The organism is Pseudomonas sp. GW821-FHT02A08 (genome assembly GCF_059422045.1).
The window spans coordinates 44501-57902 of the sequence record NZ_JBWKWD010000021.1 but is presented as its reverse complement, the minus strand read 5'-3'; the positions used below and the strand labels follow the sequence as shown (position 1 = coordinate 57902).

Genomic DNA, 13402 nt, shown 5'->3' with positions numbered 1-13402 from the left:
CTTGGATAATTGGTAAGACCAATTTACAATCGCTGTTGGCTAGGGTAAAAGCCTTGTAGGCGGTGTGTCAATTTGCCGCCCTAAAACTTTTGTCTTATGCGAAGTGCGCAGGTCGTCCGTCTGGTATGACCAAATGCGTTGTGGCAGGTGCTGGCGCGGCGCCGATAGGCCAGAATAGAGCCCCGGCGAGCCGTCGGATCGTGGAGAAGTCGAGTTATGGGGTTTGATCAGATTCGTCAGCGCCGTTTGTCTGACGATATTGTCGAGCAGCTTGAGGGCATGATCCTCGAGGGCACGCTCAAAGCGGGTGAGCGCTTGCCGGCCGAGCGCGCGCTGGCCGAGCAATTTGGCGTGTCACGCCCTTCATTGCGCGAAGCCATTCAGAAGCTGACCGCCAAGGGCCTGCTGGTCAGTCGTCAGGGTGGCGGCAACTATGTGGTGGAATCGCTGGGAACCACCTTCAGCGATCCTTTGTTGCAGCTGCTGGAAAGCAACCCCGAGGCGCAACGCGATCTGCTGGAGTTTCGCCATACGCTGGAAGCGTCTTGCGCTTACTACGCGGCGCTGCGTGCTACGGATGTGGATCGCGAGCGGTTGACCGCGGCATTCAATGAATTGCAGGACTGTTATTCGCGTCACGAACAGGTGAGTCGTGCCGAAGAGGGTGCGGCGGATGCCAGGTTTCATCTGGCGATCGCCGAGGCCAGCCACAATGCCGTGTTGCTGCATACCATTCGTGGGCTGTTCGACCTGCTCAAGCGCAACGTGGTGACCAACATCGGTGGCATGTACAAACAACGCACTGAAACCCGCGACATGCTGATCATGCAGCATCGGGAGTTGTATCAGGCGATTATCGAGGGGCGGGCGGAGCAGGCGCGGGAAGTTTCCAGTCGACACATTCTGTATGTGCAGGAAGTGCTGGAAGAGGTGCGTCAGGAAGTGCAGCGCATGGCCCGGGCGGAGCGGCGCAAGGGGATGTAGCCAGTCGGTTCTATATCGTTTGTGAGATTGCTTTCGCGGGCAAGCCCGCTCCCACAAGGTCTGTGGCTGCCAATAGTTTTTGCGGCAACCCTGAAACCCTGTGGGAGCGGCGGTGCGGCGATCCGACTTGCCCGCGAAGGGGACCTCAAGGCGAAAGAATTACTCTTCCTTGCCCTTGTTGCGCACCGCACGCTGCAATTCGCGACCGGCGTCGCGTTCGCGTTCGGTATCGCGCTTGTCGTATTCCTTCTTGCCCTTGCCCAGGGCGATCTCGCACTTGACCATGTGCTTGCTCCAGTACCAGGACAGGCACACGCAGGCGTAACCCTTTTGCTGCACGGCAGCGGCCAGCTTTTCCAGCTCGCGCCGGTTGAGCAGCAACTTGCGGGTGCGCACCGGGTCAGCGATGACGTGGGTACTGGCGGTCGTCAGGGGCGTGATGTGGCTGCCGAGCAGCCAGGCTTCGCCATCCTTGAGCAGCACGTAGCTGTCAACCAGCTGCAGCTTGCTTGCCCGCAGACTTTTTACTTCCCAGCCGGCCAGGACCAGACCAGCCTCGAAACGATGTTCGATGAAGTAATCGTGTCGCGCCTTTTTGTTTTGCGCGATGGTCCCTGTTGGGTGTTTCTTCTGTTTAGCCATAGGGGCGGCATTATAGGGAGTTGCACGCGAGTCGGCTACGGTGTTGCTACGTGCTTGAGCAGGTTGATTGAATCCCGGACAATGCGGCCTCTTTTTTGAACGCTTGGGCGTGATAACGATGTCGACAGACAAGGTTTCTGTCCACGGCAGTTGGGCTAGCCGCTGGGTCTTCATACTCGCCGCGACCGGTTCGGCCGTGGGGCTGGGTAGTATCTGGAAATTCCCGTACATGGTCGGCGTCTATGGCGGCGGTGCCTTCGTGCTGATGTTTCTGGCCTGCATCGCGCTGATCGGAGTGCCGGTCATGCTGGCGGAAACCCTGATCGGCCGGCGTGCCCGGCAGAGTCCGGCCAATGCCTTGAAGATACTGGCGGTGGAGGCGGGGCACTCGGCCAAATGGTCCTGGGGCGCGTTTGCCGGGATGATCACGGCGTTGCTGATACTGTCGTTCTACAGTGTGGTCGGCGGCTGGTCGCTGGACTACATCATCGACATGGGCCGTGGCGACTTCCAGGGGGCGACGCCTGATCAGGTGGGGGCTTACTTCGGCAATGTGATCGCCGATCCCTGGCGCCTGACACTTTGGCACACGATTTTCATGCTGTTGTCCGCGGTGGTGATCGCCAAGGGCGTGGTTGCCGGGCTTGAACGCAGTTTGCGCATCATGATGCCGCTGCTGTTCGTGATGATCCTCGTGCTGCTGGGCTACAGCATGACCACCGGGCATTTCATGGAAGGCGTGCATTTCATGTTCGACTTCCACCCGGAAAAGGTCCTGGATGGCTTGCTGCCCGCGATGGGGCATGCGTTCTTTTCCCTGAGCGTGGGCGTCGGCTCGATCATGATCTACGGGGCCTACATGCCGAAGAACTCGTCGATTTCAGGGACGGTTGTTGGTGTGGCGCTGCTCGATACCTTCGTTTCCCTGGTGGCCGGCCTGGCATTGTTTCCGATTGTTTTCGCGGCGGGCCTGAATCCGAGCGAAGGGCCGGGGCTGATGTTCGTCAGCCTGCCCTTTGCCTTCGGTAACGTGGCGTTCGGGCAATTGATGGGGGTGGTGTTCTTCGTGCTGGTGGCGGTCGCTGCCTGGAGTTCGGCGATTTCCCTGCTGGAACCGATGGTGGCCTACCTGGTCGAGCGCACTAAAGTGAGTCGTGCCTGGGTCACCTTCTGGCTGGCGTTCAGTTGCTGGTTTGTCGGCCTGGGCACGGTGTTCTCCTTCAATATCTGGAAGGAGGCCAAGTTCTTCGTGAACGAAGGCGGGATGTTCCACCTCTACCAATGGGGAGCAACCGGTGGCCTGGACTTCTTCGGTGTGATCGATTTCTTCACCTCGCGACTCATGTTGCCGCTTGGCGGTTTGTGTTTCGTGGTGTTTGCGGGCTGGATCATGGGGCGTGAAGCGGTGCGCGACGAGTTGTCGATCCGCAACCCTGTGCTGTTTGGCCTGTCCTTGTTCTTGATGCGCTATGTGGCGCCCATCGGCATTCTCGTAGTGTTTGCCGCCCAGCTGTGGAAGTGACGCTGACATGACGACACACATTTCACGTTCGGCCTTGCTGCCGTACCCGGCGCAAGCGCTGTATGACCTGGTCAACGACGTGGCGCGCTACCCGGAGTTTCTGCCGTGGTGTTCCTCGGCCGAAGTCCTGGAGAGCTCACCCGAGCATATGCGGGCGAGCGTCGGCGTGGCGAAGGGCGGCCTCAGCCAGCATTTCGTCACGCGAAACACGCTGGTTCCGGGGCAGTCGATCGAAATGAACCTCGAAGAGGGCCCTTTCACCCAATTGCATGGCATCTGGGTATTCAAGGCGCTGACTGACAAAGCCTGCAAGATCAGCCTCGATCTGTCGTTCGATTATGCCGGGCCGCTGGTTCGTGCCACCTTGGGGCCACTGTTCAATCAGGCGGCGAACACTTTGGTGGATGCGTTCTGCCAGCGCGCCAAGCAGATACATGGTTGAGGTCATGATTGAAGTCGAGGTGGTCTACGCGGCCGTAGACCGTCAGGTGCTGCTGACAGTGGCCGTGCCTGTCGGAACGACCGTGCGTGCGGCCTTGCTCAGGTCGGCCGTGGCTGAAGAATTTCCGGAGCTGGATCTGACCCATTGTCCTGTGGGGATCTTCGGCAAGGTGGTGGCTGACCCGGAGAGTCGGGCAGTCCAGGCCGGGGATCGCATCGAGATTTACCGCCCGTTGCTGGCCGATCCGAAAGAGGTGCGCCGACTGCGGGCGGCGAAAGCTGCCGAGGCCAAGGCGCGGAATCAGTGAATGGCTGAAACGCCAGACAATAAAAAGCCCGGGTATGCCGGGCTTTTTATTGCGTCGCAAATTATTGCGGCGAGGTATCCAGTGGTTGCGGCGTCGGGACCGGAACGGTTTCTACACCGTCGACGTCCTTCTGGATCTGATCCAGCAACGAACCTGGCTTGACCGGTTTTTCCGGTTTTGGCTTCTCGACGTTTTCTGCCGGGGCCGTCACCGTCGTGCCGCTGTCCTTGCCGAGAATGGCTTCGTCACGGCTCACCCCTGGCATGAAATCACCAGAGAGGCTGACAAGCTGATCATTTGGGTTGAAGATAACGCTGATGCGTTCCTGTTGGCGTTCACCGCCACCCGGTTGCAGGCTGTACAGATAATCCCAGCGATCGGCATGGAACGTGTCAGTCAGCAGAGGGTTGCCCATGATAAACCGTACTTGCTTACGGGTCATTCCCGGGCGTAACTGGTCTATCATGTCCTGCGTGACGACATTGCCCTGCTGGATGTCGATTTTGTAAACCCCGGGGAATGAACAACCGGCGAGTGCGAGCAGTCCCACAAAGGTGAAACTGGTTAGCAAGAGCTTGGTGTTTTGCATCGGTGGGCGACTTCCACTATCTTGGCTGGGACAACGTAAACGCCGATCATACCCGCATTAAGAGAAGCTGCGAAGCAGCATCGCGAGAAAGCTGACCATGGTTGAAAATAGCGAACTACGCAAAGCCGGCCTCAAAGTGACCCTGCCACGGGTCAAAATTCTGCAAATGCTCGATTCCGCCGAGCAGCGCCACATGAGTGCCGAGGATGTCTACAAGGCCCTTATGGAGGCTGGTGAGGACGTCGGTCTGGCCACGGTTTACCGTGTACTGACCCAGTTCGAGGCAGCTGGCCTTGTGGTGCGGCACAACTTCGACGGAGGCCATGCGGTCTTCGAACTGGACGACGGAAAGCATCACGACCATATGGTCAACGTCGAAACCAGCGAAGTGATCGAATTCTTCGACGAAGAAATCGAGCGGCTTCAGAAAGCAATCGTCGACAAGTATGGCTTCGAGATGGTTGATCACAATCTGGTGCTGTACGTGCGCAAGAAAAAGTAAGCATGTCGCGCGAACTTGAGGTTCGCGAAACGAACGAAGGCGACCCCAGGGTCGCCTTCGTGCTTTCTGCTGTGCTGGTTTGCACATGGATCCTGTAGGAGCTGCCGCAGGCTGCGATCTTTTGATCTGTGCTTTTAGAAAGGGCAACGTCAAAAGATCGCAGCCTGCGGCAGCTCCTGCAGGGTTCGTTTTAGATTTTTGCAGTGACGACCATTTTCTTGGCGTGAGCCAGGGATTCCTTGGTGAGATCTATGCCCCCCAGCATCCGTGCGACTTCTTCGACGCGGTCGTTTTTGCTCAGTTTGGAAACGGCCGTGCGGGTGGCATCTTCGCCGCGCACTTTATGCACAAATAGATGTTGATGACCTTGCGCCGCCACCTGCGGCAAGTGGGTCACGGTCAGTACCTGCCCACGCTCGCCGAGCCTGCGCAGCAGCTGGCCGACGATTTCCGCGGTTGGACCGCCAATGCCGACATCGACTTCGTCGAACACCAGGGTCGGTACACGGGAGGTCTGCGCGGTGATCACCTGGATCGCCAGGCTGATCCGTGACAGTTCGCCTCCGGATGCGACTTTTGCCAAGGCTTTCAATGGTTGGCCCGGGTTGGCGCTGACCAGCAGTTCAACCTGTTCAAGTCCGTTAGGCAGCAGTTCGTCGCTGCTGTTTGGGCGCAGTTCGATGGTGAAGCGCCCGCCTGGCATGCCCAGGCGCTGGATTTCCTGTTCCACGGCGCTGGCCAGGCTGCTCGAGGCTTGATGACGTAGGTCGCTCAGTTCCCGAGCCTTTTCCTGATAATGGCGAGCGTATGAAGAGAGCTCGTCGCTCAGCCGCTCGATGGATTCGTCGTTGGCGTTGAGGGTTTCGATTTCATCCAGCAGTTTCTGCTGCATCTCGGCGACTTCGGTCGGCTGGATGCGGTGTTTGCGCGCCAGGGTGTAGATCGCGTCGAGGCGTTCTTCGAGGTATTGAAGGCGCGACGGATCGGCATCGAAGTTGTCGAGGAAGCGGTTGAGCTCACCTACGGCCTCTTCAACCTGGATCTGTGCGCTGGTCAACAGGCTGCTGGCCTCGCCCAGCGCACCGATCGAGCTGTTCACGCTCGACAGGCGGTTGAGGCTGGCGGTGAGGGCATTCAGTACATTTCCGGAATCACTTTCACTGCATTGCTCGACGACTTGCCGGCAGATCCCGAGCAAGGTCTCGGCGTTGGTCAGGTTCTTGTGTTCCTGTTCCAGTTGCTCCAGCTCGTTGTCGCCAAGGCCAAGGTTCTCCAGTTCTTCGAGTTGATAGCTGAGCAGCTGATGGCGGGCGCGTTGCTCGTCGCCGGAGTTGGAGAGTCGCTCCAGCTCCTGGCGAGTCTGGCGCCAGCGCTGGGCGGCGAGTTGAACCTGGCGGGCCAGATCGGTCGCGCCGGCATATTCATCGAGCAGGCGACGGTGGGTATCGGTTTTGAGCAGGGATTGGTGTTCGTGCTGGCTGTGAATGTCGATCAGCAGCTCGCCCAGCGCTTTGAGGTCGCCAAGCGGGCAGGGCGTGCCGTTGATGTAGCCGCGCGAACGTCCTTCGGATGTGATGACCCGGCGCAGGATGCACGGGCCGTCGTTCTCGAGGTCGCGCTCGGCCAGCCAGGCGCTGGCTTCCGGAATGTCGACCAGATCGAAGGTGGCCAGGATATCGGCCTTGTCGGCGCCGGGGCGGACCACGCCGCTGTCGGCGCGATCGCCCAGGGTCAGGCCCAGCGCATCGAGCATGATCGACTTGCCCGCGCCGGTTTCCCCGGTGATCACGCTCATCCCGCGATCGAGTTCGAGATCGAGATGTTCAACGATGGCGTAGTTGTGTACGGACAGGTGCACCAGCATATGGGCCGCTCCCAGGTGTTAGGTCTGGTTATTTATACAGTGTTTTGTTTCTGGCTGACAATGCCCCTCGTTAGCTCGATTCGCTCGGTCCGACGAAAGCCTTATCGCGACCGGGAATGACAAAGCAGTTGTTTTTTGTAGGGTTGATCGTCGGACCCCCTTGAAGCCGGATTTTGCGGCCCCATATAGCTGGGCAGAAGCGCGAGTTGAGCTCGCGGACGAAATTGAAAGGAGAAATCTATGGCTGACGAACAGACAGTGGATACGCAAAACCCAGACGCCAACCAGGCGCCCGAGGCTTCGGGTGATGACCTGGCGGCTCGTGTACAAGTGCTCGAAGAGCAACTGGCAGGCGCTCAGGATCAGGCTTTGCGTGTAGCCGCCGATCTGCAGAACGTCCGCCGTCGCGCCGAGCAGGATGTGGAGAAGGCTCACAAGTTCGCGCTGGAAAAATTCGCCGGCGACCTGCTGCCGATCGTCGACAGCCTGGAGCGCGGTCTGGAACTGTCCAGCCCGGACGACGAAAGCATCCGTCCGATGCGCGAAGGCATCGAGCTGACTCTGAAAATGTTCCAGGACACCCTCAAGCGCTATCAGCTTGAAGCGATCGATCCCCATGGCGAACCGTTCAACGCTGTTCACCATCAGGCGATGGCCATGCAGGAAAGCGCCGACGTCGAGCCGAACAGCGTTCTGAAGGTGTTCCAGAAGGGCTATCAGCTCAATGGCCGCCTGCTGCGCCCGGCGATGGTCGTGGTCAGCAAGGCGCCTGCGCCGGTTTCGCCTTCGATTGACGAGCAGGCTTGAAATCCGCCGCAAGGCCCCCATTTATAAGTCAAGCGTTTAAGTGCTACCGCAGTTAGCCACCACTGCTGCGGCAACCAAATCCAAAGTTTCGGGAGAGTGAACATGGGCAAAATTATCGGTATCGACCTGGGGACTACCAACTCCTGCGTCTCCGTGCTGGAAAACGGCAAGGCAAAAGTTATTGAAAACGCTGAAGGCGCGCGTACCACGCCGTCGATCATCGCTTACGCCAACGATGGCGAAATCCTGGTTGGCCAGTCGGCCAAGCGTCAGGCAGTGACCAATCCGCACAACACCCTGTATGCGGTGAAGCGTCTGATCGGTCGTCGTTTCGACGAAGAAGTCGTACAGAAAGACATTCAGATGGTCCCTTACAAGATCGTCAAGGCTGACAACAGTGACGCCTGGGTTGAAGTGAACGGCCAGAAAATGGCACCGCCACAAATCTCGGCTGAAATCCTGAAGAAAATGAAGAAGACCGCCGAAGACTACCTCGGCGAGACCGTGACTGAAGCGGTGATCACCGTTCCGGCCTACTTCAACGACAGCCAGCGCCAGGCGACCAAAGACGCCGGCCGCATCGCTGGCCTGGACGTAAAACGTATCATCAACGAACCAACCGCAGCCGCTCTGGCCTACGGTATGGACAAGGCCAAGGGCGATCACACCGTGATCGTTTACGACCTGGGCGGTGGTACTTTCGACGTTTCCGTGATCGAGATCGCTGAAGTCGATGGCGAGCACCAGTTCGAAGTACTGGCCACCAACGGTGACACGTTCCTGGGTGGTGAAGACTTTGACATTCGTCTGATCGACTACCTCGTCGACGAATTCAAGAAAGAAAGCGGCATGAACCTCAAGGGCGACCCGCTGGCCATGCAGCGCCTGAAAGAAGCTGCTGAAAAAGCCAAGATCGAACTGTCCTCGAGCCAGTCGACCGACGTGAACCTGCCGTACATCACTGCAGACGCCACCGGTCCCAAGCACCTGAACGTGAAGATCTCCCGCGCCAAGCTCGAAGCGCTGGTGGAAGACCTGGTTCAGCGCACCATCGAACCTTGCCGCATCGCAATGAAAGATGCCGGTATCGACGTTGGCGCGATCAACGACGTGATCCTGGTGGGCGGTCAGACCCGTATGCCACTGGTTCAGAAGCTGGTGACCGAGTTCTTCGGTAAAGAAGCTCGTAAAGACGTCAACCCGGACGAAGCGGTTGCCATGGGTGCTGCCATCCAGGGTGCGGTACTGGCCGGTGACGTGAAAGACGTTCTGCTGCTCGACGTCAGCCCGCTGACTCTGGGTATCGAAACCATGGGTGGCGTGATGACCGCGCTGATCGAGAAAAACACCACGATTCCTACCAAGAAATCGCAAGTGTTCTCGACTGCCGACGACAACCAGGGCGCCGTGACCATCCACGTGCTGCAGGGCGAGCGCAAGCAAGCCGCACAGAACAAGTCCCTGGGCAAGTTCGACCTGGCCGACATTCCACCTGCTCCACGTGGTGTGCCGCAGATCGAAGTGACCTTCGACATCGACGCCAACGGCATCCTGCACGTAGGTGCGAAGGACAAGGCTACCGGCAAGACTCAGTCGATCGTGATCAAGGCCAACTCCGGTCTGTCCGACGAAGAAATCGAGCGCATGGTGCGTGATGCCGAGGCGAACGCCGAGGAAGACCGCAAGTTCGAAGAGCTGGCCGCTGCCCGTAACCAGGGCGACGCACTGGTTCACTCGACGCGCAAAATGGTTGCCGATGCCGGCGATAAAGTGACTGCCGAAGAGAAGACTGCAATCGAAGCGGCTGTAGTTGCCCTGGAAGCCGCCGTTAAAGGCGACGACAAGGCTGCTATCGACGCCAAGGTTGAAGAGCTGTCGAAAGTCTCCGCTCCAGTGGCGCAGAAGATGTACGCCGAACAGGCTCAGCCTGCTGAAGGCGCGGCACCGCACGCTGAATCGGCTGAAAAGGCTGACGACGTTGTCGATGCCGAGTTCGAAGAAGTCAAAGACCACAAGTAAGTTGTTGGTCGGCCGGTTGACTGCCTTTAGGCGGTGACTGGTAGGATGTCGCCGCGCGGGAGCTTGCTCCCGCGTTGGCGTATCTGGAATACGCGAATTTTTACAGCATGCGACGAAGTTCGGATGCTGCTGGCATGGCCGGGAATGCTCCTGCTTTCCGAGCCGAAAGTGCCACTTTGAAACAAAGACCAGGATCGTTGAATTGACGTGAGTTGGGTCCGGGCCTGTATTGGGGCTCAACGAGTTCGGCAAACTCAGGAGGGTTTTGTCGGACGTCCTCAAGAGTGCAAAGACTTATGGCAAAGCGTGACTATTACGAAGTGTTGGGTGTTGAGCGCGGCTCAAGCGAAGCGGACCTGAAGAAGGCTTACCGTCGCCTGGCGATGAAGCACCACCCGGACCGTAATCCCGATGACAAGGCGTCGGAAGAGATGTTCAAGGAGGCCAACGAGGCCTACGAAGTGCTGTCCGACTCCAGCAAGCGCGCGGCATACGATCAGTACGGTCATGCCGGTGTCGACCCGAGCATGGGTGGCGGCGGTGCCGGTTTCGGTGGTCAGAACTTCTCCGACATCTTTGGCGATGTCTTCAGTGACTTCTTCGGTGGCGGTCGCGGCGGTTCCCGTGGCGGCGCTCAGCGCGGCAGTGACTTGCGCTACACCCTGGAGCTGGACCTCGAGGAGGCGGTGCGCGGTACGACCGTGAACATCCGTGTTCCGACGCTGGTCAACTGCAAGCCTTGCGACGGCTCCGGGGCCAAGAAAGGTTCTTCGCCGGTGACCTGCCCGACGTGCGGCGGTATCGGTCAGGTGCGCATGCAGCAAGGTTTCTTCTCGGTGCAGCAGACCTGCCCGCGCTGCCATGGCCAGGGCAAGATCATTTCCGATCCGTGCGATTCCTGCCACGGCGAAGGTCGTGTCGAAGAGTACAAGACCCTGTCGGTGAAAGTGCCGGCCGGTGTCGATACCGGTGACCGCATTCGTCTGTCCGGCGAAGGCGAGGCGGGTGCCCAGGGTGGGCCGACCGGCGACCTGTACGTGGTGATCAACGTGCGCGAGCACGCGATTTTCCAGCGCGATGGCAAGCATCTGTTCTGTGAGGTGCCGATCAGCTTCGTCGATGCGGCGCTGGGTGGCGAGCTGGAGATTCCGACCCTTGATGGCCGGGTCAAGCTGAAGATCCCTGAAGGGACCCAGACCGGCAAGCAGTTCCGTGTGCGTGGCAAGGGTGTCGCACCTGTGCGTGGCGGTGGTGCTGGCGACCTGATGTGCCGCGTTGCGGTCGAGACGCCGGTCAACCTGAGCCGTCGTCAGCGTGAAATGCTCGAGGAGTTCCGTAGTTCGCTGGCGGATGACAACAGCCATTCGCCAAAAACCACTGGCTGGTTCGAAGGCGTGAAGCGCTTCTTCGGCGATTTGTAAGGAGGCAGGCATGCGACGTATTGCAGTGATGGGCGCCGCCGGGCGCATGGGCAAGACCCTGATTGAAGCGGTGCAGCAAACCCCGGGCGCCGGTCTGACGGCGGCGGTGGATCGTCCCGACAGCACGTTGGTCGGCGCGGATGCCGGTGAGCTGGCTGCGCTGGGTCGAATCGGTGTGCCGCTGTCCGGCGATCTGGATCGGGTGGTCGACGAGTTCGACGTGCTGATCGACTTCACGCACCCGACGGTGACCCTGAAGAACCTGGCTTTCTGCCGTAAGCACGGCAAGGCCATGGTCATCGGTACCACCGGTTTCAGCGTTGAAGAAAAGCAGTTGCTGGCGGAGGCGGGCAAGGACATTCCGATTGTCTTCGCGGCCAACTTCAGCGTGGGTGTCAATCTGTGCCTGAAACTGCTCGACACCGCTGCCCGTGTGCTGGGTGACGATGTCGACATCGAAATCACCGAAGCTCACCATCGCCATAAAGTCGATGCGCCGTCCGGCACTGCCGTGCGCATGGGTGAAGTGATTGCCGATGCGTTGGGTCGCGATCTGAAGAAGGTGGCGGTGTATGGTCGTGAGGGTCAGACCGGCGCCCGTGATCGCGAGACCATCGGTTTCGCCACTGTGCGCGCTGGCGACATCGTCGGCGATCACACCGTGCTGTTCGCCGCCGACGGCGAGCGTGTCGAGATCACACACAAGGCGTCCAGTCGCATGACCTTCGCCAAGGGCGCGGTACGTGCTGCATTGTGGCTGGACGGGCGCGAGCCTGGTCTTTACGACATGCAAGACGTGCTCGAACTGCGTTAAGATGCACCCGAAATCGGGCTCGCGCACAGCGTTTGAGCCCGGTTTTGTTCCGCCAAGCGACGCCCTGTCGCATTCTCCAGCCTTTAAGGCTCATTGGCGGTAGACCAAAAAAGCCTTTTTCTGTAAGCTACAGCTTTAGTGTGTCCACTAAAAGCGCGCAGAATAATTCAGTGAAGAAGCGGGGTGACGTGTCCATACGTCACTCCGCTTTTTTACAACCTGCGATCGCCCTTTCAGGCTTTATTTACGGGAGGTCTTCTTGACTAAGCCAGCCATACTCGCCCTTGCTGATGGCAGCATTTTTCGCGGCGAAGCCATTGGAGCCGACGGTCAAACCGTTGGTGAGGTGGTGTTCAACACCGCAATGACCGGCTATCAGGAAATCCTTACCGATCCTTCCTACGCCCAACAGATCGTCACCCTGACTTACCCGCACATCGGCAACACCGGCACCACGCCGGAAGACGCCGAGTCCAATCGCGTCTGGTCTGCCGGCCTGGTCATCCGTGACCTGCCACTGGTTGCGAGCAACTGGCGTAACACGATGTCCCTGTCTGATTACCTGAGGGCCAACAATGTTGTGGCCATCGCCGGTATCGACACCCGCCGCCTGACGCGCATCCTGCGTGAAAAAGGCGCGCAGAACGGCTGCATCATGGCCGGTGACAACATTTCCGAAGCCGCCGCCATCGCCGCCGCCCAGGGCTTCCCTGGTCTGAAAGGCATGGACCTGGCGAAAGTCGTCAGCACCAAGGAAAGCTACGAGTGGCGCTCGACTGTCTGGGACCTGAAAACCGACAGCCACGCGACCATCGAAGCCTCCGAGCTGCCATACCACGTGGTGGCCTACGACTACGGCGTCAAGGTGAACATCCTGCGCATGCTGGTCGAGCGCGGTTGCCGCGTGACCGTGGTGCCGGCGCAAACCCATGCTGCCGATGTGCTGGCACTGAAGCCGGACGGCGTGTTCCTGTCCAACGGCCCTGGTGATCCGGAGCCATGCGACTACGCGATCCAGGCGATCAAGGACGTGCTGGAAACCGAGATCCCGGTCTTCGGTATCTGCCTCGGTCACCAACTGCTGGCCCTGGCCTCCGGTGCCAAGACCCTGAAAATGGGTCACGGCCACCACGGTGCCAACCACCCGGTCCAGGACCTGGACAGCGGCGTGGTGATGATCACCAGCCAGAACCACGGTTTTGCGGTAGACGAAGCGACCCTGCCAGCCAACGTTCGCGCGATCCACAAATCGCTGTTCGACGGCACCCTGCAAGGGATCGAGCGTACCGACAAGAGCGCCTTCAGCTTCCAGGGTCACCCGGAAGCCAGCCCTGGCCCGAACGACGTAGCGCCATTGTTCGATCGCTTCATCACCGAGATGGCCAAGCGACGCTGATCGCTCGCCCTGATGTAGCAAAGCTTGAGGGTGGTCCCGAAACCGGCGGCCCCCTCAAGGCTTCACAGATTGAACAAGACGGCTTGCCGACTG

13 protein-coding genes are annotated in these 13402 nt (G+C 59.4%); 10 read left to right on the top strand and 3 right to left on the bottom strand.

Going from position 1 to position 13402, the window contains the following annotated elements; all coding sequences use genetic code 11:
• Positions 1-216 precede the first annotated feature (216 nt).
• The gene (locus AC07W4_RS16280) at positions 217-984 is read left to right on the top strand and encodes a GntR family transcriptional regulator (protein WP_495033093.1); all 768 of its coding nucleotides are present in this window, start codon (positions 217-219) and stop codon (positions 982-984) included.
• A 159-nt stretch (positions 985-1143) separates the two neighbouring features.
• Here the strand turns inward: AC07W4_RS16280 and smpB are convergent, their stop codons facing one another.
• A complete protein-coding gene (smpB, locus tag AC07W4_RS16275) occupies positions 1144-1626 on the bottom strand; it encodes an SsrA-binding protein SmpB (protein ID WP_007993569.1) in 483 nt (160 codons plus the stop codon).
• Between the two features lie 118 nt (positions 1627-1744).
• Here smpB and AC07W4_RS16270 point away from each other — a divergent pair, with 118 nt between their 5' ends.
• The 3 genes from AC07W4_RS16270 to AC07W4_RS16260 are packed head-to-tail and all read left to right on the top strand — an operon-like array spanning position 1745 to position 3897.
• Positions 1745-3148 (top strand): sodium-dependent transporter, encoded by a 1404-nt coding sequence (locus AC07W4_RS16270; protein ID WP_008047474.1) that lies wholly within the window; start codon positions 1745-1747, stop codon positions 3146-3148.
• A gap of 7 nt (positions 3149-3155) precedes the next feature.
• The gene (locus AC07W4_RS16265; RefSeq protein WP_046038689.1) at positions 3156-3590 is read left to right on the top strand and encodes a type II toxin-antitoxin system RatA family toxin; all 435 of its coding nucleotides are present in this window, start codon (positions 3156-3158) and stop codon (positions 3588-3590) included.
• Positions 3583-3897: an RnfH family protein gene (locus AC07W4_RS16260; protein ID WP_008047471.1), complete on the top strand. Its 315-nt coding sequence runs from the start codon at positions 3583-3585 to the stop codon at positions 3895-3897. The genes AC07W4_RS16265 and AC07W4_RS16260 overlap by 8 nt, the downstream gene beginning before the upstream one ends.
• Before the next feature lie 61 nt (positions 3898-3958).
• Here AC07W4_RS16260 and AC07W4_RS16255 read toward each other — a convergent pair whose 3' ends face one another.
• Positions 3959-4486 carry an outer membrane protein assembly factor BamE gene (locus tag AC07W4_RS16255; protein ID WP_495033092.1) on the bottom strand — a complete coding sequence of 176 codons (528 nt, stop codon included), beginning with the start codon at positions 4484-4486 and terminating at the stop codon, positions 3959-3961.
• A 97-nt stretch (positions 4487-4583) separates the two neighbouring features.
• On the opposite strand from AC07W4_RS16255, the gene fur reads away from it, so the two are divergent.
• Positions 4584-4988, top strand: a complete 405-nt coding sequence (gene fur, locus AC07W4_RS16250; protein WP_003197684.1) for a ferric iron uptake transcriptional regulator — start codon at positions 4584-4586, stop codon at positions 4986-4988.
• A 190-nt stretch (positions 4989-5178) separates the two neighbouring features.
• Here fur and recN read toward each other — a convergent pair whose 3' ends face one another.
• Positions 5179-6852 carry a DNA repair protein RecN gene (gene recN, locus AC07W4_RS16245; RefSeq protein ID WP_495033091.1) on the bottom strand — a complete coding sequence of 558 codons (1674 nt, stop codon included), beginning with the start codon at positions 6850-6852 and terminating at the stop codon, positions 5179-5181.
• A gap of 240 nt (positions 6853-7092) precedes the next feature.
• Here recN and grpE point away from each other — a divergent pair, with 240 nt between their 5' ends.
• The 5 genes from grpE to carA all read left to right on the top strand — a co-directional run bounded on the left by grpE (position 7093) and on the right by carA (position 13309).
• Positions 7093-7659, top strand: coding sequence for a nucleotide exchange factor GrpE (gene grpE, locus AC07W4_RS16240; protein ID WP_008047467.1), 567 nt, complete (start codon positions 7093-7095; stop codon positions 7657-7659).
• A gap of 102 nt (positions 7660-7761) precedes the next feature.
• Positions 7762-9678 carry a molecular chaperone DnaK gene (gene dnaK / locus AC07W4_RS16235; protein WP_495033090.1) on the top strand — a complete coding sequence of 639 codons (1917 nt, stop codon included), beginning with the start codon at positions 7762-7764 and terminating at the stop codon, positions 9676-9678.
• 296 nt (positions 9679-9974) lie between these two features.
• Entirely contained in the window at positions 9975-11099 is a 1125-nt protein-coding gene (gene dnaJ / locus AC07W4_RS16230; RefSeq protein WP_495033089.1) for a molecular chaperone DnaJ, read from the top strand.
• Between the two features lie 10 nt (positions 11100-11109).
• Positions 11110-11913: a 4-hydroxy-tetrahydrodipicolinate reductase gene (dapB, locus tag AC07W4_RS16225; protein ID WP_008047460.1), complete on the top strand. Its 804-nt coding sequence runs from the start codon at positions 11110-11112 to the stop codon at positions 11911-11913.
• 259 nt (positions 11914-12172) lie between these two features.
• On the top strand, positions 12173-13309 hold the full coding sequence (gene carA, locus AC07W4_RS16220) for a glutamine-hydrolyzing carbamoyl-phosphate synthase small subunit (protein ID WP_495033088.1): 1137 nt from the start codon (positions 12173-12175) through the stop codon (positions 13307-13309).
• The last annotated feature ends 93 nt before the right edge of the window (positions 13310-13402 follow it).